Raw genomic sequence first — 22,059 nt, forward strand, 5'->3', positions numbered from 1 at the left:
GTCTTTTAATTAATAGTTAAGGAGCTTTTGAGAATCATTACTATTAATTGTGTCAGGATTTTTTACAGCGACAAAGCGATTCGTGAAAAAAATGTGAAATCGCGTTCGCGAAAAAAACAAAACGCCCGAGGCAGTGCCTCGGGCGTTTGAGGATGAAACTGGCGTAAACCTGTTTCAGATCAGGCGCAGGGTGACATCGATATTGCCGTGAGTCGCCTTGGAGTAGGGGCAAGTCTGGTGCGCGGCTTCCATCAGCGTCTGGGCGACCGAAGACTCCAGCCCCGGCAGGCTGACATTCAAACGGGCCCGCAGGTAAAACGCATCGCCGGTCTTGCCCAGATCGATTTCGGTTTCAACCGCCACATCAACCGGCAGTTTGAGCTTCAGCGACGCAGCCGCTTTGCCCATGGCGCCGATGAAGCAGGCTGACCAACCTGCCGCCAGCAGTTGTTCCGGGTTGGTGCCGCTGCCGTTGGAGCCGGGTGGCGACAGTTTGATGTCCAGATTACCGTCCGAACTGCGCGAGGTGCCATCGCGTCCGCCGGTGGTGCGGGTCTTGCCGGTGTACAGCACGGTGTCGATTTGATTGATCATGAATTGCTCTGCCTGAGTGAGTGAGGGAGTCGGAAAGTCAGGTTCCGATGGCCCACACTTTTGCATCGGCATGTACCCGGGATGTGTCGTGCCAGGGGCGTTATGTATCGTTGTGTAGCCCCAGGCCCGGCAGCCTGGAAAATGGTTTTGCTGGAATGGTTGCGGGCGGTGTATTGAGGCGTTTCGCAGATCTGACGCTGGGCACCAGCAACCTTCAACGTTGGCCCCGGATAGGAGGACAACGATCGCTCGGTTACCTTTGCCCCTCGGGCAGTTCTCAATACTATCCAACAGGGTAAAGGCTATGTTTCTTGTCCGGGTCAGTGAAGTGACAGCAACGCTTCGCATGCGATCACTTGAGCTGGACTTGGTGACGTAGCTTTCAGGATGGATCTTGAACAAGGCGCGGTACATCGTTGGTGCGATGCCTGACGAAATTCCCCGCCTTTTTCTTGTTAAGGAGAACACAGATGGCAATGGATCAACGACTCGAAACCTCAGATAAAACTGCGCTCGTCGAAGCGGAGGTGTATCGATGGTACAACCTCTTTTTCCCGTGGTCGCGCGGCGTGGCTGCCCAATCGGAGGGCGCCATAAAACCTTTGTACGACGCGTTGGCGAACGATTTCCGGGTGGTGCTCACGGATGGTCAGATCATGGACCGCGAGAACTACTGGGAACGCCTTTGGGGCCTGCACGGCAAGCGTGCCGGAAGCCCCGAGTCGCACATCATCAATCTCTCGATCACGCCGCTCCCCGGTGACTTCTTCCTGACGGTTTTCGATCTGGTCAAGAACGGGATCACCAAGAAGAAAGTCGACTCGGCGCTCATGCGCCTCGACCCGGATTCACCGTCGGGAATCTCGTGGATTTACGTCCATGAAAGCGAGCATGAAACGTCGTTCGCGTAAGGTGCTCGATTACCCGGTCGCGGTGTTCAAGCGCCGCGACCGGCTTGCTTGGCGCAACCGAGCAGGGCCGCTCCATCAATGGCCCAATCAGCTTTCGTCGCGAACCTGCATAAGCGCAAACCCCAGCAGATTCAGGCCTTGCCACAGATTGGGGTTACTCGCGTTTTCGTGATCCTGAGCGAGCCCGATGCCCCAGATGCTATCAACCGGACTGGCCTCAACGATGATGCGAGAACCGGTGCCCTTGAGGAATGCATTCAACTCCGGGTTTTGCGCGAACTTGGCCTGGTTGGCCCGGACGACGATTGCATATCGGTGTTGCAGCCATTCGTGCTCGTTGAAACCGCGTACTTTACGGCCAAGCGCTTTCGCTGCGTTGGGGGTAGGCGCCTGGAACACTTGAGCACGAATGTCCTGATCGCCGAACAGGGCGGCTTTCTCGGCCATCATGTAATGTTCGGCAGTCGAGTAGCGTTGCCCTTCGATAACGAATTCGGCTTCGAACCACTGACTGAAACACGATGCTGTGACGCCGTGCTTGCTTCGCTGGTGTCCCCAGAAAAACGCGTATTCAAGCGCCTCTCCAGCGTTGAATCGGGAGCGGAGGTCTTCCAGATAGTTGGAGTCTTGCAATGAATGCTTCCTTGGCAATTGGCCCTTTGAGGCGACAGTTTTATCACGACCTACCAGAGCAAATCTCGTTTGCGTGCCCCCCTGAGAGAGGGAGCGAACAGGGTTTCCCGAGACCGGTCAGTTCACCAATGACGGCTTGGTAGCGACCGAGAGGGTGAAGGTCACAACAAACAACACGACGAGTACCCAGAACGTCACCATGATTGTCAGCATGAGGCCTTTCAAGCCTTTATAAAGCCTGCGCAACCAATGGCCTTCGGGTTTTGTTTCTGAGCGGGTTTTGAGTACGCCTTTCAAATAGAAACCGAGGAGGGCAAGTACGGCGCCATCAATGAACAGCGCAGGCAGGCCGGCTGAGGGAAAAATGCTTCCCCACCGAAAAAATGACGACCGGCTCAGGAACACCACGTAACACGTAAGGCTGCCGTAGGGGATGGCTCTCCACCACTTACCGGCCAGCGCTCCGACCATCAGGCACATGATGACCATGAACGGGTTGAGGGGAATATGGATCATCCAATCCAATACGGTGGGGAAGTAGTCCGGGGAATTGATGCTGCGCCAGATGTGTTCCAGCATTGTTAAGGTTCCTTCTATGGAATCGATGGTGCTTCCGTGCTGCTTCTTGAAGTGGCTCTATAAGGACGCAGATTTTTCAGAACGCCAGAAACGACAAAGCCCTGAATAATCAGGGCTTTGTCGTATAAAAGATGGCGGAGGCGATGGGATTCGAACTCATGGACCTGTTACAGTCGACGGTTTTCAAGACCGTTGCCTTAAACCACTCGGCCACACCTCCGTTGCGTTGCGGGCGCCATAATACCTGAATGAAACACACTGTCAAACTCTGTGCATGGCTTGTTACAGAGCGTCTGTTATGATCTTTGCGACTGAACGTTTCAAACCAACAGGAGTGTCGCCATGCGCGAACAGGATTACGCAGTTCACAACAGCGTGCAGGCTGAGCAGCTAGAGGTTAGCCGCGTCCTGCGCAACACTTACGGTCTACTGGCGCTCACCCTCGCATTCAGCGGTGTGATGGCGTTCGTGGCCCAGCAGATGCGGGTCGGCTACCCGAATATTTTCGTGGTGCTGATCGGCTTCTACGGGCTGTTCTTCCTCACCAACAAGCTTCGTGATTCCGCCTGGGGCCTGGTGTCGGCGTTTGCCCTGACCGGTTTCATGGGTTTCCTGCTCGGCCCGATCCTCAACCGTTACCTAGGCATGCAGGGCGGCGCTGAAGTGGTCAGCTCCGCGTTCGCGATGACTGCACTGGTGTTCGGTGGTCTGTCGGCTTACGTGCTGATCACCCGCAAGGACATGAGCTTCCTCGGTGGCTTCATCACCGCCGGTTTCTTCGTGTTGCTGGGTGCGACGCTGGCGAGCATGTTCTTCCAGATCAGCGGCCTGCAACTGGCGATCAGCGCAGGTTTCGTGCTGTTCTCGTCGGTCTGCATCCTGTTCCAGACCAGTGCCATCATCCACGGCGGCGAGCGCAACTACATCATGGCGACCATCAGCCTGTATGTATCGATCTACAACCTGTTCGTCAGCCTGTTGCAGATCTTCGGCATCATGAGCCGCGACGACTGATAGCTGCACCGCAATAAACAGAAAACCCGCGAAAGCGGGTTTTTTGTTGCCTGCGAAAAAGAGAGCAGGCGATCAATTGATCTCGATGCTGCCATCGGCCTGTTGCTTGTAGATCGTGTAGGGCAACAGCAAGGTATCGAGCACGCCCGACACGGCCGCATCGACCAGCAGGCCCGGTGTCGCGTTCTTGTAGTTGAACGCATCGACGTCATCCGGCTTCTCGGCGTGCAGCATGCAGAAATCATATGTCACGCCACTGTAAATGCGCGGTACAGCGCCGCAGTAGCTTTTGTTCGCTTTCAACTGGTCGGTAGAGTGCTTGTCACTGAACGCCACGGTCTGCACCGTTCCGCACCCAGTCAGCATCAACGCCGCCAGCATCATTGCCTGAATTTTCATGCCGCCAATCCTTCGCCGGAAAAACTCAATCTACGCCGCTTACGCCATCGGCGGCAATCGACGTTTCACCGGGGTCTTCTTGACGATCGCGGTATTGGTCTCCGCCAGCGTATTGAGCCGGTCGAGCAGGGTGTCGAGCTGCTCCATCGAACGCACATGCAGACGAGCGATAAAACAATCCTCGCCAGTCACCTTGTCGCACTCGGTGAACTCGGGAATCGACATAATCTGCCGTTCCACCTCCTGCAATTGCCCCGGCAATGGCCGCACGCGGACAATGGCCTGTAGTTGATAGCCGAAGCATTTCGGATCGATCTCCACGGTGTAGCCCTTGAGCACGCCACGCTCTTCCAGACGCCGCAAACGTTCGGCGACGCTCGGTGAGGACAGCCCGCTGATCTGCGCCAGCGCCTTGAGGGAGCGCCGCGAATCCTCCATCAAGGCTCCGATCAGGACCTGGTCGATATCGTCGGTCATACAAAAACTCCCGCATTAGGCGAATGACGCAAAACACCCTTGATAAAAAAGGCAGAAATCGAGTTTAGCCTGCTTTTTGCGCTGGAGAAGCCTCAGTCTCGCTTGGCATACTTTTGCCACACATTAAGGAGATTGATGATGGACAAAACAATCCGTCGCGGCTCATTCGAAATGACCGCCGCCATGTTGATATCCGGGACGATTGGCTGGTTCGTTCTGGTGTCGGGTCAACCGGTGCTGGACGTGGTGTTCTGGCGCTGTGTGTTCGGTGCCGGGACCTTGCTGCTGATCTGCGCCGCGTTCGGCTTTCTGCGCCCAGGCATTCTGACCCGCACGACGTTTCTGCTGGCGGTATTCAGCGGTGTGGCGATCGTCGGCAACTGGGTGTTGCTGTTCGCCTCGTATTCACGGGCCTCGATTGCTATCGGCACGGCGGTGTACAACGTGCAGCCATTCATGTTGGTGGGTCTGGCGGCGCTGTTTCTGGGTGAGAAGATCACCCTGCAGAAGCTGTTCTGGCTGGCGATTTCTTTCATGGGGATGCTGGCGATCGTCAGTGCCCACGGCGGGCAGGGCGAGGGCGGAAGTGATTACCTGATGGGGATCGCGCTGGCGCTAGGGGCGGCGTTTCTGTACGCCATCGCCGCGTTGATCATCAAACGCCTGACCGGCACGCCACCGCACCTGATTGCGCTGATACAGGTCTGCACCGGGGTGCTGCTGCTCGCGCCGTTCGCGCATTTTTCAGCAATGCCCGAGGCACCGAGTGCCTGGGCCAGCCTGGTGACACTGGGCATTGTCCACACCGGCCTGATGTACGTGCTGCTCTACGGCGCGATTCAGAAACTGCCGACCGCACTGACTGGCGCTCTGTCGTTCATCTACCCGATCGCGGCGATTTTCGTTGACTGGTTTGCCTTCGGTCATCAACTGCAAACCCTGCAATGGATCGGCGTGGCGGCTATCCTGCTGGCCGCTGCCGGCATGCAACAGGGTTGGGGCGTGAAGGCGCGGCGTCTGGCCGCGCAATGAATTCAGATCTCCTTGACTGCGGCTTTGAACAGTCCTCTCAGTTGTTGATTGCCGGCATCGACCAGATGGTTATCGTCGAAATAAAGTGGCACACCTTGCTTTGACCCCATGCAATTGCCATCCGGGCAAAGCAGCGGGGTCGGGTCCAGTACCTGTGCATTGCACCGTTTCGCCACAGCTTCGATGGCATCGTTGGCGATTCGGTTGCGTTGCTCGTAATCCTGCAACGGGACGGAAATATCGGCGGTGTCGCCAAAGATGCGTTGGTGCAGATTCAGGCCCTTATAGACGCTGAACGGCATTTCCGGGATCGGTTTGACGATGTAAACCGGATGGTTTTCGGCAATGGCGCACACGGTGTTCGTGTATTCAGCAACGTAGGCCTCGCTGAAAGACATTTGCTGGCGATCGGGAAAGCGAATCCGATAGCTGTTGTTACGACTCGGATCGGCATACAGCGCCGCTCTGCTGAGCAGCACCACTGGAACTCCCGCGTATGAATTCTTCAGTACCTGCAGTTTTTCGTGATTGAACGCCTGACATTTATGCTCGAGCTTTTTGTCGTGCATCTGAAAGTTCTGCAATGTCGGGCAGCCGCCCAGAGACCACGACAGGGCTGCCTGCGGATTATCCAACTGCACGGCAGCGGCGGTGGATTGCGCATGGCTGTCGCCAAACAGAATGACTGACACCTCGCCGTTGCCCAGTTTGCAATCAGCGGCGTCGTAAGCACTCGGGTGACATTCCTGGGTATAGAGTTTACTGGTGTACTCGGGCTGCCCAAGGTCGACAAAGGCAAAGCGAAGTGTCGGATGATTCTTGACCAGCGACGCCGTCGCGGCGGACACGACAACCATTGCGATCACCCACGATGCAAACCTGAAGAGCGTACCGCGTACCGACGTCATCGGCTTGACCCTGGATTCCACCAGATAATACGACCCGGCCCCCAGAACAAATGACAACGCCACCGCTCCCCATACGTGTGGCCAGCTGTCGAGCAGGCCGCAAGTGTAGAGAAGAACCACCAGCGGCCAGTGCCACAGATAAACCGAGTAGGAAATGGTGCCAGTCAATTGTAGTGGCTTGAAAGTGCTGAAAACCGATCGGGTATTACCGTAGATCACCAGTACCGTGCCCAGTACCGGCAACAGCGCCAGGTAACCCGGCCACAGATCCTGTTCCGAAAAACACAACACACTGCCCAAAATGGCCAGCAGACCCAGGCCTTCACAGATCGAACCGTTGCGCTTGCTCAGTTGCAAGGGAAAGAGAAACACCAGGCCGCCGGCAATCAATTCCCAGGCGCGGGTCGGTAGCATGTAGAAGGCAAACACCGGGTCCGAGCGGGTCATGACGACCGACGCGGCGAAAGACGCTGCGGCCAGCATCAACAGCGAGTAGCGGGTTTTTTGTGGGCCCAGAAACCTGTACATGCCCATCAACAACACGGGATAAAGCATGTAGAACTGCCATTCGACTGACAGCGACCAGGTGTGCAACAACCAGTTCTCGTGCAAAGGCGCGTCGAAGTAGCTGCCACCCTTGGCGAACATGAAGTTGGAACTGAACAGCAGGCTGCTTTTTATCGTTCTGATGACGTCGCGAAAGTCATCCAGCGGCAGGAAGACGAAACCGAAGAGCAGCAGGGCAATACACACCACCAGCAACGCCGGGATGATGCGCCGGGCTCTCGAGGCGTAAAACCCCAGTAGCGAAAAGCGCTGTTGTTCCAGGCCCGTGAAGATGATGCCGGTCATCAGGAAACCGGAAATGACGAAGAACACGTCTACGCCCGCAAATCCGCCGCCGAATCCCTGAATAGCAAAGTGATAGAGCACCACCGATAGCACGGCGAGCGCCCGCAGGGCATTGATATTCTTCCTGAATTGCATTGATGCATCCATCCACGTCCGTTGTGGAAGCGCATTGTAGAGATGATGTCGAGTTTGTTACATCGAAAAATAAGTCTCAGATGTTCCAGCGCGGCGCAGTCTTCGCCAGGCGCTGGCGCATCTCGCCGATGTTCGCCGCCAGTTGCCGGGTCAACAAACGGTAGCCGTCCAACGGGCTGTAGACCGGCGTGTCGAGGCTGGCGTCCGGCAATTCCACCGGACGTCCCAATCGACCGGACGCACCGGTTTTCAACGCCCGGGCCATGCCGATCAATTGCACGCGAATATGCCGGTGCTCAGCCTTGAGCGCCGCTTGCAGGTGCGCCATGGCGTCGGGGTCGTTAGCGTCCGGGCGGATGTTGCCGAGGATCTCCAGAGTGCTGATGCACATGCGCAGGTTACGCTGGATCGCGTCCAGTTCGGTCATCGACACTTTGACTTCCTTGGACACCGACGGCATCAGCGAGCGCAACTGCACCATCACCGCGTTCAGCCGGCTCATCAACTTCAAGTGTTCGTCGGCCGTCACCGGTTGGCCACCGATGATCCTTCCGTACACCGTGGCGCAATCGCGCAGCGCGTCAGCCAGGTTGTAGCGCCACGAATAAACCGCGTACAGCGGCAAGGCAAAGGAAAAGGCCAGGGCCAGGGCGATACCGATCAGGATATCGACCCCGCGCCACAGCCCGTCGGTGATCGGGTTGTCGCCATGCCCGGCGACGATGAAAACGGTGATGGCCGAGAGCAGGGCGGTATAACCCCCCTTGCCGATGGCGTGATACGAGAAAAATCCGCACACCACCGCCATCGCAAAATAGGTCAGCCACGGCATGCCGAGCCACGCCTGTTGCGCCACCAGCAATAGACCGACGCCGGCGCCGATCAAGGTGCCGGTGGCGCGCTCGGCGGCTTTCTTGCCGATGTTGCCGTGATGCTGCAAACCACCGATGACCACCAGCATGGTCACCGACGCCCACTCGCCGTGGGGCAGATTGATGCCGGTGGTCAGCAGGATCGTCGCCAGCAACCCCAGCGCTACCCGCACCGCGTGGATCGTTCGTGCGTGGCGGTAACGTCGATACGGGTCGAGCAACGGCCGCAGGATCCGCCGCAACAGCGGCGGCCAGCGATGGGGGCTGAAAGTGCTCAGCGGTGATTCCTCCTCAGAAGATGTAGTCGGTGGCGATGAAGTTCGAATCGCGCCCGCGAATGATTTCGCTGATCAGATCCTTGTTAGGTTCCTGAAACTTGGTCGCCACCAGCGTACGGATCGAAAACACCCGCAGCGCATCGTGTACCGACAGCGTGCCCTCGGCGGAGTTCTTGCGCCCGTTGAACGGGTAAGTGTCCGGGCCGCGCTGGCACTGGGCGTTGAGGTTGATCCGCCCGACCTGGTTGGCGAAGGTGTCGACCAGTCGGCCGACGGCTACCGGGTTGGTGCCGAAGATGCTCAGTTGCTGGCCGAAATCGGACTCCAAAACGTAGTCGATCACGGTATCGAGGTGACGGTACGGCACGATCGGCACCACCGGGCCGAACTGCTCTTCCTGATACACGCGCATCTGCGGCGTCACCGGGTACAGCACCGCCGGGTAGAAGAACGAGGCCCGCGCTTCACCGCCATTCGGGTTGACCACCTGGGCGCCTTTGCTCTGCGCGTCAGCGACCAGCCCGTGCAGATAATCGACCTTGCCCGACTCCGGCAGTGGCGTCAGCGAAACCCCGCTGTCCCACGGCATGCCCGGTTTGAGGCTGGCCAGTTTGGCGTTGAATTTCTCGATGAAGCTGTCCACCACATCTTCATGCACAAACAGGATTTTCAACGCGGTGCAGCGCTGGCCGTTGAACGACAGGGAACCGGTGACTGCTTCGTTGACTGCATTGTCCAGATCCACCTCGGGCAGGACGATGCCGGGGTTCTTCGCATCCAGACCCAATGCGGCACGCAAGCGGTGTGGTTTCGGGTGCAGTTTCTTCAGGTCGCTGGCGGCCTTGTTGGTGCCGATGAAGGCGAAGATGTCGATCTTGCCGCTGGCCATCAGCGCACTGACGGTCTCGCGGCCGCTGCCGTAGATCACGTTGATCACGCCGGTCGGGAAGCTGTCGCGGAAGGCTTCGAGCAACGGACGTATCAGCAGCACGCCGAGCTTGGCCGGTTTGAAAACCACGGTGTTGCCCATGATCAGCGCCGGGATCAGCGTGGTGAACGTCTCGTTCAGCGGATAGTTGTAAGGGCCCATGCACAGCGCCACGCCGAGCGGGACACGGCGGATCTGACCGAGGGTGTCCTGTTCCAGTTCGAAACGGCTGGAGCGGCGGTCGAGTTCTTTCAGCGCATTGATGGTGTCGACGATGTAGTCGCAGGTGCGGTCGAACTCTTTTTCCGAGTCCTTGAGGTTCTTGCCGATTTCCCACATCAGCAGTTTCACCACGGCGTCGCGCTGTTGGCGCATGCGCCCGAGGAAGGCTTCGACGTGCTGGATACGTTCGGCCACGCGCATGGTCGGCCACAGGCCCTGGCCCCGGTCGTAGGCGCGCACGGCGGCGTCAAGGGCGGTGAGGGCGGTGTCGGCGTCCAGCAGCGGCGTGCTGCCGAGGATCACTTGTTCGTCGCCGTTGTCGCCATGCAAATAGACCGGGCTGCGCACGGTGGCGAGCGGGCCGTCCCAGCGGCGCAACTGACCATCGACGAGGTATTCGCGTTGCTCGACCTGACCGTCGAGGCGGTATTTTTCCGGAATGTCGCTGACAGAAGGGAACAGGTTGCCAAGGATGTTTGCTGTGGTCATGTCGCTACCCCGTAGAAGATGTCGGCGGGCCGATTGGAAAAGGCTTTACAGGTTATACGCCTGAATTCACTGAAATTTAAACCCGCGAATGTCACGGGAATGTCACGCAAAGGCGCAGAGCAGAGGGCTGGCAACATCAGCTCCCTGAGAGTTTGCTGTTTGCACCCGGTCCCGAGCCGAGTCCGGACTGGCCCCGGATGCCCCCTTCGCTGGCCCGCAATGCCCTCAACGCGCTGGCACCGCTGCCTTAAGGTGTGATCACAACAATAAGTGATGCCACACGCGAGGATTGTTATGCGGGCAAGCCGATTCACTTTACTGCTGCCATTGTTCCTGACTCTTTCAGGCTGCGGCGAAGACCCCAAACCCCCGGCCAGCACCAACAACACCATTCCCAAAGACCCGGCGCTGGCGCAGATCTACGCCAACAGCTGCCAGCTCTGCCACGCCAACCCCGCCGCCAATGCGCCGCTGACCGGTGACCGCAAGGCCTGGGAGCCGCGCATCCGGCAGGGCGCCGACACGCTGCTCGACCACGCCATCAACGGCTACAACGGCATGCCGCCGATGGGCCAGTGCGTCGAGTGCTCGGAAGAACAATTCCTTCAGTTGATCGGCTTCATGGCCGACCAGCCGCTCCCACAATAAGGATCCTGGCATGCCGATAGATCTGACACGCCGGCAGTTGTTGCAACGGGCAAGCATCGTCGGTGCGTTCAGCGCGCTGGCTTCCAATCCGGCGCTGGGCCAGTTGATGCGCGCGCCTCGACTGATTCCCTGGCGCAACTGGTCGGGCGGCCAGAGTTGCCTGCCGGCGGCGCGGGTGGCGCCGAAGAATCTCGATGAACTGACGACGATCATTCAGCAGTCACCGGGCAAGATCCGTCCGGTCGGCTCGGCGCATTCCTTCAGCGCGCTGGTGCCAACCGACGGTACGTTGCTGTCCCTGAGCTACTTCAACGGCCTGCTTGATCACGACCCGAAAACCCTGCAAGCCGAATTCGCCGCAGGCACGCCGATGTCGCGCATGGGCACGCCGCTCAAGGACATCGGCCAGGCCCTGCAAAACATGGCCGACATCGACTACCAGACCCTCGCCGGGGCGATTTCCACATCCACCCACGGCACCGGAAAAACCTTCCAGTCCTATTCAGCCCACGTCTGCGGCATGCAATTGGTGACCGCCAGCGGCGAAGTGCTGGACTGCGACAGCCAGCGTCATCCCGAAGTATTCAATGCCGCCCGAGTGTCCCTCGGCGCATTGGGAGTGGCCACCAAAATCCGCCTGCAAAACCGTCCGGCCTACCGCCTGCGCGAACGCCAATGGATCGCCAAGACCGAAGAATTGCTGGAAGACATCGACAAGAACACTTCGGAAAACCAGCACTGGGAAATGCTCGTCGTCACCCATTCCGACTACGCCTTGTCGATCGCTCTCAACGAAACCACCGATCCGCCCACGCCGCCGATCCCACCCGAAGAGGAGGGCGGCAACGAGTTCGTGACGCTGATAGAGAAGATCGACAAGTACGGCAGCGATTTCCCGGGTCTGCGCAGTTCGCTGCTCAACAGCCTGCGACATCTGGCGAGTTTCGATGACCGGGTCGGCGACTCGTTCGACATCTACGCCAACGTGCGCACCGTGCGTTTCAACGAGATGGAATATTCGGTGCCCGCCGAACATGGCCCGGCGTGCCTGCGCGAGATTCTCAAGCTGATCCGCGACAAGGACCTGCGCACCTGGTTTCCCATCGAGTACCGCTACGTCAAGGCCGACGACATTCCGCTGAGCATGTTCGAAGGTCGCGACAGTTGCTCGATCTCGGTCCACCAGCATTACCAGATGGACCATCACAATTTCTTCGCCGCCGTCGAGCCGATCTTCTGGAAGTACAACGGTCGCCCGCACTGGGGCAAGTTGCACACGCTCAATGCCCGCACGCTGCAAACGCTGTATCCGCGCTGGCAGGAATTCATTCAGGTACGCCAGGCGCTGGACCCGAGCGGCAAGTTTCTCAACGGGCATCTGTCGTCGATTCTGGGGGTGAGCTGATGGCGGTCAATCGACGTAATTTCGTGCTCGGGACGTTGGGTGTTGGCGCTTTGCTGGTGGGTGTTGGCGCATGGTTGAGGCCGGGGGATCGCGGCGGGCCTTACAGCGAATATTTCCGGGCGCTGAACAACGAACTCAAGACCAAAGGCCCGATGCGTCCGGTGTTGCTGATCGACCTGGATCGCCTCGACCACAACATCGACGTGGTGATGCGCTCGGTCAAACGCGCGGGCAAGCAGTTGCGGTTGGTGGAAAAGTCGCTGCCGTCACCGGGACTGCTCAGCTACATCGGCCAACGGGCAGGGACGCAGCGGCTGATGTCGTTTCATCAGCCGTTTCTCAATCACGATGCGGTGACGTTCCCGCAGTCGGACATTCTGCTCGGTAAGCCCTTGCCAGTTCGTTCGGCGGAGATTTTCTACCAGACCCACAAAGGTCCGTTCGACCCCGCGAAGCAACTGCAATGGCTGATCGACAACCTCGAACGCTTGCAGCAATACCTCGCGCTGGCCCAGGGTTTGGGCACCCGGATACGGATCAACATCGAACTGGACGTGGGCCTGCACCGGGGTGGCGTCAGTGATGTCAACGTGCTCGGGCAGATGCTCGCGCTGATCGCCGCCAACCCGCAGCACCTGGAGTTCGCCGGGTTCATGGGCTACGACCCTTTCGTGGGCATGGGCGTGCCGGGGATTCTTGGATCACCCGAGGAACTGTTCGCCAAGGTGATGGTGATTTATCAGCGTTGCGTCGACTTCACCCGGCAGCAATACCCGGCGCTGTGGCATGACGGGTTGTGCCTGAACACCGCCGGCAGCCCGAGTTATCGCATGCATGAAAACGAACATCTGAGCAGTGAAGTGTCGGTGGGGACGGCGATGCTCAAGCCGACTCATTACGACCTGCCGTCGCTGGTTGAACACGAGCCTGCCACTTACATCGCCACCCCGGTGTTGAAAAGCACGGGAGCGGTGAACATTCCGGCGCTGGATGACAAGTCGAAACTGTTTTCGTGGTGGGACGCCAACCAGCGCCAGACGTTCTTCATCTACGGCGGCAACTGGATGGCCGAGTTCGAATCGCCGCCCGGATTGCAGAGCAATGGCGTTTACGGACGCAGTTCGAATCAGGAGATGGTCAATGGCTCGAATGCCGTGGGGCTGACGGTGGAGGATCAAGTGTTCCTGCGGCCGACCCAGACCGAAGCCGTTCTTCTACAGTTCGGCGACTTGCTGGCGGTGCGTGGCGGCAAGATCGTCGATACCTGGCCGGTCTACACCTGACTCAAAACCAACACAAATCCCCCTTGTGGGAGCGAGCTTGCTCGCGAATGCGGTGTGTCAGCCAAATAGAAGGTGACTGACAGGACGCTTTCGCGAGCAAGCTCGCTCCCACAGGTTTTTGTGGTGCCCGATCGATCTCACTCCAATTCCGTAATGAAGCTTTTATGACAAAAGTTCGGTAGCACATCGCCAGTCCGGTCATGCCTATGTAACGCGCTTGAGGGGCCCTTTGGGCGCTTTTCACAAGCCGAGGCGGGACGCCGGGAGTGAGGCAATGGGGACTATGGAACGCTACTCGAAAGTGGGCATGCAGGAACTCGATCAACGCCTGTCGAAGATCGTCGAAGCCGCGCGCAAGAAGCCGGTTTCGGTGTATCGATACGGCGCGCCGTGGGTCTGGATCGTGTCGCAGGATGACTGGCAGGGCGCCTTGAAAGAGGTCTCCAGCTACATTCCGCCGGGTCATTCGCTGGTGCTGCTGCGCCCGCAGATCGATGACCTGCTCGACGCCCACCGCGACCTGCTGCACGACCTCAATGCCCAACCCGGCATGCTGATCGCCCCGCAGACGGTCATGCACATTCTGCTGCTGCAACTGCTGTATTCGGTGCCCAGCGAGCAGCAGCTCTACGAACAGCTCAATTACAACCTGCTGTTCCGCTGGTTCGTCGGCCTGGGCCTGAACCAGAAAGTCTGGAGCTTCAACGTCCTCAGTCGCGACATCGCCACGCTGCTCAACGAGCCGCGTGCGGTGCAGCTCATCCAGAAAATCATCGGTGAAGTGTTCTGCGGCGCGCTGCTGCAAATGCCCGAGTTCTCGCTGAACTTCGCGCTGCTGCACACCTGGCTGGGCAAGCACACCGGGGCCCCGCACGTCAGCAATTAACAACGCCAGTCATTGACGAACACGCAAGGCGCATGAGCGCCAACAGGTCATCGCGAATTTCAGGGGGTAGTGTGGATCAGATTTTCACGTCACGGCTGGCGCTGTGGGGCTGGCTGCTGGTGACGGCCGGCGCGCAGCCGGCGTTCGCCGATGAGGCCGAAAACGCAGCGGCGCAGCGTCTGGTGGACGTCAACGAATACTTCGTGCGCGGCAACACCGTGCTCGATGCGCGGGCCATCGAAGAAGCGGTCTACCCGTTCCTCGGCCCGCAAAAAGCCCTGAGCGACATCGAAGGTGCGCGGGACGCCTTGCAGAAGGTCTATCAGGAACGCGGCTACCAATCGGTGTTCGTCGAACTGCCGGAGCAAGCCGTAGCCGACGGCATCGTCTACCTGCAAGTCAGCGAAACCAAGGTCGGCCGGGTCCGCGTGGTCGGCGCCAAACACTATTCACCGCTGGATATCCGCGACAACGTCCCGGCGCTGAAGGAAGGCGAGGTGCCGGACTTCGCCAAGGTCCAGGGCGAACTGGCGCAACTCAACAAGACCCCGGGCCGGCAGGTGATGCCACTGGTGCGCGAAGGCCAGCGCCCCGGCACCATGGACGTGGACTTGCAGGTCGAAGACCAGAACCCGTGGACCGCCAGCGTGGGGCTGAACAACGACTACAGCGCCGACACCGAAAAGCTGCGCACCGTCACCAGCCTCGGCTACAACAACCTTTGGCAGTTGGGGCACAGCGTCAACCTGACGTTCTTTACCGCGCCCCAGGAAACCGATAACGCCAAGGTCTGGTCCGGCTCCTACACCGCGCCGCTGACCGAGCGCTGGAGCGTGCAGTTCTCCGGTTACCAGTCCGACAGCAACGTCGCCACCATCGGCGGCAGCAACGTGCTCGGCAAGGGCCATTCCTATGGCGTAGCGGCGATCTACACGATCCCGTCCAGCGGCAACTGGTCGAACTCGCTGTCGGCCGGCATCGACTTCAAGGATTTCGACGAACGCCTGACCCTGTCCGGTGAGAGCGACAAGGTGCCGCTCAAATACGCGCCGTTCACCTTCGCCTACAACGGCTATCGCTACAGCGAAAAGAGCCAGCTCGGCCTCGGCCTGAGCCTGGTCGCGGCCACGCGCAGCATCTTCGGCTACGGCAGCTCCGACGAAGACTTCGACTACAAACGCTACCGCGCCAACCCGAGCTTCGCCGTGCTCAAGGGCGATACCAACTTCACCTGGACCTTCGACAGCGACTGGCAGAGCGCAAGCAAAGCCGCGTTCCAGCTGGCGTCGGGACCACTGGTTTCCAACGAACAATTCTCCGCCGGCGGCGCCACTTCGGTGCGCGGTTATCTGGCCGCTGAACGCACCGCCGATGACGGTTTCCTGCTGAGCGAAGAGCTGCGTACACCGTCGCTGGCCAAGTACGTCGGCGGCTGGATGCAGGACTGGCGCTTCTACGCCTTCGCCGAGGGCGCGCAACTTTATCTGCGCGACGAACTGCCGGATCAGGACGCCAATTACGCCCTGGCCAGCGTCGGCCTCGGCACCCGCGCCAGCCTGAGCAAATGGCTGTCCGGCAGCCTCGACTGGGGCTACCCGCTACTCGAAGGGCCGAACACCTCGAAACAGGAATCGCGCCTGCACTTCAACCTTCAGGCCACTTTCTAACAAGGAGCACCTCCATGCAGCGCCTTTTCCTTTCGTTGTTGATCTGCCTGGGCTTCGTGCTCCCGGCCACGGCTCAGGCCTGGTGGCAGGACGACTGGCATTACCGCAAACAGATCGCTGTCGACACCACACCGCAAGGTGCCGCGATCAATCAGGCTCTGGGCCGCACCGCGCTGCTGGTGCGCCTGCACACCGGCAACTTCACGTTTGATGGCGTAAAAGAGGACGGCTCGGACCTGCGCTTCGTCGCCGCCGATGACAAAACCGTGCTCAACCACCAGGTCGAAAGCTTCGACGCGCTGATGGGCATGGCGCTGATCTGGGTCGATGTGCCGAATGTCGAGGGCGGTCAGCGCCAGGACATATGGATGTACTACGGCAACCAGAAGGCGCCGGCGACCGGCAACGGACAGCTGACGTTCGATCCGAATTACACCGCGCTCTATCACTTCGACGGCGCCACCGGCACTCCGGCGAAAGACACCACTGCTTACGGCAACACCGCGCAGAGCGCGACCGGCGCCGCGATTGACGGCGTAGTGGGGCGGGCCTTGCAGTTCAGCGGCCAGCCGTTGCTGCTGCCGGCCAGTCCGTCGTTGCAGCACAACGCTGGCGGCGCATTCACCTTCAGTGCCTGGCTGCGTCTGGATCAGGCCAATGGCGAACAGTTGATCCTGGCCCGCCGCGAAGGCACCAACAGCCTGCTGGTCGGTGTGAATCAGGGCGTACCGTTCGTGGAGATCGATGGCCAGCGCGGGATCGCCACGCAGCCGCTGAATCCGGGCCAATGGCAGCACGTCGCACTGACCGCTGAAGGCGCGAAAGTGACGCTGTACATCAACGGTCGCGAAGGCGCGGCACTGGCTCAGGCGATGCCGGCGTTCAATTCGGTCATGGCCATCGGTGCTGATCTTCATGAAGGTACTTTCCAGCCGTTCGTAGGCGCCATCGACGAACTGCGCCTGTCGAAAGTCGCCCGCCCGGCGCCGCTGTTGCTGGCGGACGCCACTTCCCAGGGCGCCGAGTCGAAACTGGTCGCCTATGGCGTAGATGAAGAACAGTCCGGTTTCGGTTTCGGCAGCCTCGGCTTCCTGCTCAACGCGGTGCCGGTGGATGCCTGGGTGATCATCGCGGTGCTGGTGCTGATGATGTTCCAGTCGTGGATCATCATGCTGCGCAAGAACCGCACCCTCAGCCGCGTCACTGCCGCCAACGAAGACTTCCGCGTGCAGTTCGCCAAGGTCGGCACTCGCCTGGAAATGTTCGCCGACGACACCCAACTCGCCCAGCGTTTGCAGCACTCGCCGCTGTGGCGCCTGTATCTGGTAGCGGTGAAAGAGATCCGCACCCGCCGCGAGCAGGGCGCCGATACCTCGTCGGTTTCCGCCGCAACCATCGAAGCTATCCGCTGCTCGATGGACGGCGTGCGTACCCGTGAAAACCAGCAACTCAGCTCGAAGCTTTCGACCCTGTCCAACGCCATTGCCGGCGGTCCGTATATCGGCCTGCTCGGCACCGTGCTGGGGATCATGGTGGTGTTCCTCGGCACGGCCATGGCCGGCGACGTCAACATCAACGCCATCGCGCCGGGCATGGCGGCAGCCTTGCTGGCTACGGCCATGGGCCTGTTCGTCGCGATCCCGGCGCTGTTTGGCTACAACCGCCTGATCACCCGCAACAAGGAAGTAAGCGCTGACATGCGCGTGTTCGTCGACGAGTTCATCACCCGTCTGGCGGAGATGCACGGCGAAGGCCAGTCCAGTGAAGCGGCGCATCAGCGCGGTCATCACGCCAACCACTCCGTACCGGCCTGAGGAGCACTGACATGGCGTCCGTAAATGCCTCCCACGACGATGATGAAGATGCAGCGGTAGACAGCATCAACATCACGCCACTGGTGGACGTGCTGATGGTGGTGCTGGTGATGTTCATCCTCACCGCCACCGCGCAGGTCTCCGGGATCCAGATCAACCTGCCCAAGGCCAGCGCCGCCGTGTCGCTGTCCGAGGCCAAGACCAAGGCGATTTCGGTCAACGACGGCGGCCAGGTGTTCCTCGACGCCTACCCGGTGACCCTGCCGGAGCTGGAAGAACGCCTGCGCATCGAGAAAGCGCAGAACCCGGACTTTCCCGTGATCGTGCGCGGCGACGCCACGGTGCAGTACCAGAAAGTCATCGAAGTGCTGGATCTGCTGCGCCGGCTTGAACTGTCCCAGGTCGGTCTCGTTACCGGCAAACCGACGCAGGGCTGAGTGATGACTGCACAACTGCCAATCGAGCCTTTGCCGGTGAGAAAGTCGCCACTGCGTTACGTGAAGTGGGGCGTCGGGCTGCTGCTGGGCGCCATCGCGGCATTTCTGTTGTGGCAGTGGGCCAACGACATGAGCGGCATCCGCCGGGAAGCGCCGAAGGTGCCGACGATCATCCCGTTGCCGCCACCGCCACCTCCGCCGCCGGAAAAACCGCCGGAGCCGGAAACCCCGGTCGAGGAAAAAATCGTCGAGCCCGAGCCAACGCCCGAGCCGCAAGAGGTCAAGCCCGAGGAAGAGGCGCCGCCATCGCCGGCGGACGATCTGGCCAACCCGATGCAGATCGACGGCGACGCCCAGAGCGGTAGCGATGCTTTCAACATCGGCGCGGGCAAGGGCGGCGGCATGGCCGGTTCCGGCGGTGGGCGACTGGGCAACGGCACCTACAGCCAGTTCCTCGCGTTCACCTTCCAGAAACTGCTGCGGGAGAACCCCGACCTGCGCAACCTCGCGTTTTCGCTGCAGGCCGATGTGTGGCTGAGCAGCGTCGGCGAGATCACCCGGGTCGAGCTGATCAAGTCCAGCGGCAGCCCCGAGATCGACAGTCAGGTGCTGGCCGCATTGCGTAACGCGCCGCATCTGAGCGAACGGCCACCGGCCTCCATCACCTTGCCTGTGCGCATGTCCCTGCAAGGGCGGCGTCCGGGTTAACCGAATTCATAAAGCTGTATGAAAAGGAGTTGTGTGCAGATGATTTCCAACGTGAATCGATTGTCCCTGGCGGTCGGCATGGTCATCGCGACCCTGGTCGGTCAGGCCGCGGCAGCGCCTGCGCCCTCGGAGAACGCCACGATCAATCTGATCCGCTTGCTGGTCGAGCAGGGCATTCTGAAACAGGACAAGGCCGACGCACTGATCGCCCAGGCCCAGAACGAAGCGGCCCAGGCCAAGCAGGCTGCGGCATCCACCGCTGTGGCGGCCGGGCCGGTCGCCGCACCGGGCGATGTGCGGGTGCAATACGTACCGGCTGCGGTGCGCGACCAGATCCGCGATCAGGTCAAGGCCGAAGTCATGGCCACCGCCAAGCAGGAAAACTGGGCCGCGCCCAACACGTTCCCGGACTGGGCGTCGCGCATCAGCTTCGACGGCGACATCCGTCTGCGTGACGAATCGCGCTACTACTCGGGCAGCAACAGCAATGAAATCGTCGACTTCGCCAAGCTCAACAACAACGGCCCGTACGACGTGAACCCCAACAGCAGCACCGCGTTGCCGCCGTTGCTCAACACCCGCGAAGACCGCGAAAACCTGTTCCGCCTGCGCGCCCGCCTAGGCATGAAAGCGGTGATCTCGCCGGAATGGACCGCCGGCATCCGCATCGGCACCGGCTCGGACAACAACCCCGTGTCGACCACCCAGAACCTCGGTGGCGGCTTCTCGAAAAAAGACATCTGGCTCGATCAGGGCTACCTGACCTGGAAGCCGTCGGATGAGCTGACCCTGACCGGTGGCCGTTTCGCCAACCCGTTCATGTCCACCGACATGCTGTATTCCAACGACCTGAACTTCGACGGCGTGGCAGCGATTTTCGACCACAAGCTCAGCCGCGACTGGGGCGTGTTCGGTACCCTCGGCGCGTTCCCGGTGGACTACACCAACGACACCACCACCAGCAACGGCTTCGACAAGGAAGAAAGCGACAACAAATGGCTATACGGCGCGCAGATCGGCGCCAAATGGGCGATCAACAGCAACAACCGCCTGAAAGGCGCGCTGGCCTACTACCGCTTCGACGACATCGAAGGCCAGCGCTCCAGCCCTTGCGAACCGTGGGCCGGCGCGCCGGGCTGCGACAGCGACGGCACCCGCGCAGCATTCATGCAAAAGGGCAACAGCGTGTTCCTGCTGCGTGACATCACGCCGAACCCGCTTAACCCGACCACCACGCCGCAACCGCAATTCGTTGGCCTGGCGTCCGAGTTCAACCTGCTTGATCTCAACGTGGTGTGGGACGCCGACCTGCCGGAAGACTTCAAACTGCGCAGCCAGGGCAACTACATCCATAACCTCGGCTACGACGAAGGCGACATGCGCAAGCGTTCGGCCGGGCAACTGGTCAACAACCTCGACAGCAACGGCAACATCGAAAGCGGCGCCAATGCGTGGATGGTCCAGTTCACCCTCGGCAACGCACTGGAGCTGAAGAAGCAGGGCGACTGGAACCTGTTCGCCGGCTACAAGTACATCCAGCCGGATGCCTTGCCGGACGGCTTCAACGATTCGTCGTTCCACCTCGGCGGCACCAACGCCAAGGGCTACTTCCTGGGCGGCAATTACGGTCTGGCGAAGAACGTTTACGCCACCGGCCGCTGGCTGAGTTCGGAGGCGGTGTATGGCGCGCCGTTCGACATCGACGTCATGCAGCTTGAGATCAACACGCGCTTCTAAGCGCCGGGAGAGGGTTATGAAAATCCGCTTTTTATGGCTTGGGCTCGGGATGTTGATCGCCACCGAGGCGAGCGCCGAAGGTATGGAGGAACGGCTGCGCACGCAATTGCGCAGCACCACCCAGCAGCTGCAAACCCTGCAAAGTCAGCAGGCCCAGGCCAGCGCCGCGCAACTGGCGGCGCAGAACGAAGCCAAGGCTGCGCAGGCGCAGATCAAGCAATTGACCGCCGAACTGGCCAAGGCCAAAGGCCTCGCCGAGCAACTGGCCGGGCAGCAGCAAAGCCTGCACAGCCAGGCCCAGGCGCAAGTCGCGGCGAGTAACGAGCAGACCGGCAAGTTCAAGAAAGCCTATGACGAGTTGTTGGTCATGGCCCGTGCCAAAGAGGCAGAACGGTCTAAGCTTCAAGCGCAATTGACTGAACGTGACACACAAGTGCAGCAATGTTCGGTCAAGAATCAGCAGATGTATGGCGTGGCCAAGCAGATTCTCACCGCCTACGAAAACATCGATGTGGCCGAGGTGATGAAGATCCGCCAGCCCTTCGCCGGCAGCGCCCGGGTCAAGTTCGATGAACTGGCTCAGGGCTTTGGCGATGAACTGTACAAGACTCAATTCGATGCGCCGCAAGCCGCGATCGCGCACTGATTAAAAGACTCATGGACAAGGAAGAAGTAATGACTCAATTGATCTCCCACGTATCCCCGCAATCCCTGACCGACGTGCTGCAAGCCGCCGGTTACCGCGTCAACCAGACCGAACAGAATGGCATCGTCCAGTTGCTCAGCGCCAGCCAGGGCATCGGTTATGCCGTGCGTTTCGGCAACCCGGCGGTGGCGGAGCAGGGCAGCTACGTCGACTTCACGTTCAGTTGCGCCTTGCGCGTGCAGGGTGAGTTGCCGGCCGGTGTGGCCGAGCAGTGGAACGCGACCCGCCGGTTTGCCCGGTTGTCGTTGCAGGGTGAGTTTCTGGTGATGGAAATGGACGTGGTGGTGGCCGCTGGCGTCAGCAGCGATTACCTGCGCGGCAACCTGGAATTGTGGGATCGCCTGCTTCAGGAGTTCATCGTTTACCTGCGTGATTTCACCCAGAACGCTGCTGCCGCCCAGGCTCCAAAGGTTGAGCAAGAGGAAGTCGCGCTGTGACAAAACCT

Annotated in this window: 22 protein-coding genes and 1 tRNA gene; 14 read left to right on the forward strand and 9 right to left on the reverse strand. The window is 60.1% G+C overall.

What is annotated here, in order from left to right:
• Positions 1 to 174 precede the first annotated feature (174 nt).
• Positions 175 to 594, reverse strand: coding sequence for an organic hydroperoxide resistance protein (locus tag N8H71_RS01520; protein WP_262192459.1), 420 nt, complete (start codon positions 592 to 594; stop codon positions 175 to 177).
• Between the two features lie 470 nt (positions 595 to 1,064).
• Here N8H71_RS01520 and N8H71_RS01525 point away from each other — a divergent pair, with 470 nt between their 5' ends.
• On the forward strand, positions 1,065 to 1,505 hold the full coding sequence (locus N8H71_RS01525; RefSeq protein ID WP_262192460.1) for a hypothetical protein: 441 nt from the start codon (positions 1,065 to 1,067) through the stop codon (positions 1,503 to 1,505).
• 87 nt (positions 1,506 to 1,592) lie between these two features.
• On the opposite strand, the gene N8H71_RS01530 is transcribed toward N8H71_RS01525, so the two are convergent.
• The 3 genes from N8H71_RS01530 to N8H71_RS01540 all read right to left on the reverse strand — a co-directional run bounded on the left by N8H71_RS01530 (position 1,593) and on the right by N8H71_RS01540 (position 2,937).
• Positions 1,593 to 2,138 (reverse strand): NADAR family protein, encoded by a 546-nt coding sequence (locus tag N8H71_RS01530; RefSeq protein ID WP_262192461.1) that lies wholly within the window; start codon positions 2,136 to 2,138, stop codon positions 1,593 to 1,595.
• A 117-nt stretch (positions 2,139 to 2,255) separates the two neighbouring features.
• Positions 2,256 to 2,717: a hypothetical protein gene (locus N8H71_RS01535; protein WP_262192462.1), complete on the reverse strand. Its 462-nt coding sequence runs from the start codon at positions 2,715 to 2,717 to the stop codon at positions 2,256 to 2,258.
• Between the two features lie 132 nt (positions 2,718 to 2,849).
• Positions 2,850 to 2,937 (reverse strand) — tRNA-Ser (locus N8H71_RS01540).
• A 122-nt stretch (positions 2,938 to 3,059) separates the two neighbouring features.
• Between N8H71_RS01540 and N8H71_RS01545 the strand changes: the two genes are divergently transcribed.
• Complete coding sequence (locus N8H71_RS01545) at positions 3,060 to 3,731, forward strand: Bax inhibitor-1/YccA family protein (RefSeq protein ID WP_007955123.1); 672 nt, start codon at positions 3,060 to 3,062, stop codon at positions 3,729 to 3,731.
• A gap of 72 nt (positions 3,732 to 3,803) precedes the next feature.
• Here the strand turns inward: N8H71_RS01545 and N8H71_RS01550 are convergent, their stop codons facing one another.
• Positions 3,804 to 4,130 (reverse strand): YceK/YidQ family lipoprotein, encoded by a 327-nt coding sequence (locus tag N8H71_RS01550; protein ID WP_262192463.1) that lies wholly within the window; start codon positions 4,128 to 4,130, stop codon positions 3,804 to 3,806.
• A gap of 39 nt (positions 4,131 to 4,169) precedes the next feature.
• A complete protein-coding gene (locus N8H71_RS01555) occupies positions 4,170 to 4,607 on the reverse strand; it encodes an Lrp/AsnC family transcriptional regulator (RefSeq protein ID WP_122597892.1) in 438 nt (145 codons plus the stop codon).
• A 138-nt stretch (positions 4,608 to 4,745) separates the two neighbouring features.
• Here N8H71_RS01555 and N8H71_RS01560 point away from each other — a divergent pair, with 138 nt between their 5' ends.
• Positions 4,746 to 5,639 (forward strand): DMT family transporter, encoded by an 894-nt coding sequence (locus tag N8H71_RS01560; protein ID WP_262192464.1) that lies wholly within the window; start codon positions 4,746 to 4,748, stop codon positions 5,637 to 5,639.
• 2 nt (positions 5,640 to 5,641) lie between these two features.
• On the opposite strand, the gene N8H71_RS01565 is transcribed toward N8H71_RS01560, so the two are convergent.
• From N8H71_RS01565 to N8H71_RS01575, 3 genes are all read right to left on the reverse strand, one after another.
• A complete protein-coding gene (locus N8H71_RS01565; RefSeq protein WP_262192946.1) occupies positions 5,642 to 7,534 on the reverse strand; it encodes an acyltransferase family protein in 1,893 nt (630 codons plus the stop codon).
• A gap of 76 nt (positions 7,535 to 7,610) precedes the next feature.
• Positions 7,611 to 8,651: an FUSC family protein gene (locus N8H71_RS01570; protein ID WP_262192948.1), complete on the reverse strand. Its 1,041-nt coding sequence runs from the start codon at positions 8,649 to 8,651 to the stop codon at positions 7,611 to 7,613.
• 46 nt (positions 8,652 to 8,697) lie between these two features.
• Positions 8,698 to 10,323: an NADP-dependent glyceraldehyde-3-phosphate dehydrogenase gene (locus N8H71_RS01575; protein ID WP_262192465.1), complete on the reverse strand. Its 1,626-nt coding sequence runs from the start codon at positions 10,321 to 10,323 to the stop codon at positions 8,698 to 8,700.
• A gap of 294 nt (positions 10,324 to 10,617) precedes the next feature.
• Here N8H71_RS01575 and N8H71_RS01580 point away from each other — a divergent pair, with 294 nt between their 5' ends.
• The 11 genes from N8H71_RS01580 to N8H71_RS01630 all read left to right on the forward strand — a co-directional run bounded on the left by N8H71_RS01580 (position 10,618) and on the right by N8H71_RS01630 (position 22,051).
• Positions 10,618 to 10,971: a c-type cytochrome gene (locus N8H71_RS01580; protein ID WP_115077767.1), complete on the forward strand. Its 354-nt coding sequence runs from the start codon at positions 10,618 to 10,620 to the stop codon at positions 10,969 to 10,971.
• Between the two features lie 76 nt (positions 10,972 to 11,047).
• Complete coding sequence (locus N8H71_RS01585) at positions 11,048 to 12,376, forward strand: D-arabinono-1,4-lactone oxidase (protein WP_262192949.1); 1,329 nt, start codon at positions 11,048 to 11,050, stop codon at positions 12,374 to 12,376.
• Positions 12,377 to 12,450: 74 nt separating this feature from the next.
• The gene (locus N8H71_RS01590) at positions 12,451 to 13,659 is read left to right on the forward strand and encodes a DSD1 family PLP-dependent enzyme (RefSeq protein WP_262192951.1); all 1,209 of its coding nucleotides are present in this window, start codon (positions 12,451 to 12,453) and stop codon (positions 13,657 to 13,659) included.
• Between the two features lie 274 nt (positions 13,660 to 13,933).
• Entirely contained in the window at positions 13,934 to 14,545 is a 612-nt protein-coding gene (locus N8H71_RS01595) for a transposase (RefSeq protein WP_115077770.1), read from the forward strand.
• Between the two features lie 71 nt (positions 14,546 to 14,616).
• Positions 14,617 to 16,212, forward strand: coding sequence for a ShlB/FhaC/HecB family hemolysin secretion/activation protein (locus N8H71_RS01600; protein ID WP_262192466.1), 1,596 nt, complete (start codon positions 14,617 to 14,619; stop codon positions 16,210 to 16,212).
• A 14-nt stretch (positions 16,213 to 16,226) separates the two neighbouring features.
• Positions 16,227 to 18,026: a DUF2341 domain-containing protein gene (locus N8H71_RS01605; RefSeq protein ID WP_262192467.1), complete on the forward strand. Its 1,800-nt coding sequence runs from the start codon at positions 16,227 to 16,229 to the stop codon at positions 18,024 to 18,026.
• Positions 18,027 to 18,037: 11 nt separating this feature from the next.
• A complete protein-coding gene (locus N8H71_RS01610; RefSeq protein WP_007955109.1) occupies positions 18,038 to 18,463 on the forward strand; it encodes an ExbD/TolR family protein in 426 nt (141 codons plus the stop codon).
• A gap of 3 nt (positions 18,464 to 18,466) precedes the next feature.
• Complete coding sequence (locus N8H71_RS01615) at positions 18,467 to 19,171, forward strand: energy transducer TonB family protein (protein WP_262192468.1); 705 nt, start codon at positions 18,467 to 18,469, stop codon at positions 19,169 to 19,171.
• A gap of 39 nt (positions 19,172 to 19,210) precedes the next feature.
• A complete protein-coding gene (locus N8H71_RS01620; RefSeq protein ID WP_262192469.1) occupies positions 19,211 to 20,908 on the forward strand; it encodes a putative porin in 1,698 nt (565 codons plus the stop codon).
• Positions 20,909 to 20,924: 16 nt separating this feature from the next.
• Positions 20,925 to 21,554: a DNA repair protein gene (locus N8H71_RS01625; protein WP_262192470.1), complete on the forward strand. Its 630-nt coding sequence runs from the start codon at positions 20,925 to 20,927 to the stop codon at positions 21,552 to 21,554.
• Positions 21,555 to 21,583: 29 nt separating this feature from the next.
• On the forward strand, positions 21,584 to 22,051 hold the full coding sequence (locus N8H71_RS01630) for a YbjN domain-containing protein (RefSeq protein ID WP_007955105.1): 468 nt from the start codon (positions 21,584 to 21,586) through the stop codon (positions 22,049 to 22,051).
• Positions 22,052 to 22,059: the final 8 nt, after the last annotated feature.

The sequence above is a fragment of the Pseudomonas koreensis genome (assembly GCF_025447595.1).
Taxonomy (GTDB): domain Bacteria; phylum Pseudomonadota; class Gammaproteobacteria; order Pseudomonadales; family Pseudomonadaceae; genus Aquipseudomonas; species Aquipseudomonas koreensis_H.

What these genes read in the sequence shown, in the direction of transcription:
- N8H71_RS01535 (WP_262192462.1), bottom strand. Translation starts at nt 2,717, where the DNA reads ATGCTGGAACACATCTGGCGCAGCATCAATTCCCCGGACTACTTCCCC.
- N8H71_RS01525 (WP_262192460.1), top strand. Translation starts at nt 1,065, where the DNA reads ATGGCAATGGATCAACGACTCGAAACCTCAGATAAAACTGCGCTCGTC.
- N8H71_RS01560 (WP_262192464.1), top strand. Translation starts at nt 4,746, where the DNA reads ATGGACAAAACAATCCGTCGCGGCTCATTCGAAATGACCGCCGCCATG.
- N8H71_RS01580 (WP_115077767.1), top strand. Translation starts at nt 10,618, where the DNA reads ATGCGGGCAAGCCGATTCACTTTACTGCTGCCATTGTTCCTGACTCTT.
- N8H71_RS01555 (WP_122597892.1), bottom strand. Translation starts at nt 4,607, where the DNA reads ATGACCGACGATATCGACCAGGTCCTGATCGGAGCCTTGATGGAGGAT.
- N8H71_RS01625 (WP_262192470.1), top strand. Translation starts at nt 20,925, where the DNA reads ATGAAAATCCGCTTTTTATGGCTTGGGCTCGGGATGTTGATCGCCACC.
- N8H71_RS01605 (WP_262192467.1), top strand. Translation starts at nt 16,227, where the DNA reads ATGCAGCGCCTTTTCCTTTCGTTGTTGATCTGCCTGGGCTTCGTGCTC.
- N8H71_RS01545 (WP_007955123.1), top strand. Translation starts at nt 3,060, where the DNA reads ATGCGCGAACAGGATTACGCAGTTCACAACAGCGTGCAGGCTGAGCAG.
- N8H71_RS01575 (WP_262192465.1), bottom strand. Translation starts at nt 10,323, where the DNA reads ATGACCACAGCAAACATCCTTGGCAACCTGTTCCCTTCTGTCAGCGAC.
- N8H71_RS01615 (WP_262192468.1), top strand. Translation starts at nt 18,467, where the DNA reads ATGACTGCACAACTGCCAATCGAGCCTTTGCCGGTGAGAAAGTCGCCA.
- N8H71_RS01595 (WP_115077770.1), top strand. Translation starts at nt 13,934, where the DNA reads ATGGGGACTATGGAACGCTACTCGAAAGTGGGCATGCAGGAACTCGAT.
- N8H71_RS01630 (WP_007955105.1), top strand. Translation starts at nt 21,584, where the DNA reads ATGACTCAATTGATCTCCCACGTATCCCCGCAATCCCTGACCGACGTG.
- N8H71_RS01620 (WP_262192469.1), top strand. Translation starts at nt 19,211, where the DNA reads ATGATTTCCAACGTGAATCGATTGTCCCTGGCGGTCGGCATGGTCATC.
- N8H71_RS01565 (WP_262192946.1), bottom strand. Translation starts at nt 7,534, where the DNA reads ATGCAATTCAGGAAGAATATCAATGCCCTGCGGGCGCTCGCCGTGCTA.
- N8H71_RS01520 (WP_262192459.1), bottom strand. Translation starts at nt 594, where the DNA reads ATGATCAATCAAATCGACACCGTGCTGTACACCGGCAAGACCCGCACC.
- N8H71_RS01610 (WP_007955109.1), top strand. Translation starts at nt 18,038, where the DNA reads ATGGCGTCCGTAAATGCCTCCCACGACGATGATGAAGATGCAGCGGTA.
- N8H71_RS01550 (WP_262192463.1), bottom strand. Translation starts at nt 4,130, where the DNA reads ATGAAAATTCAGGCAATGATGCTGGCGGCGTTGATGCTGACTGGGTGC.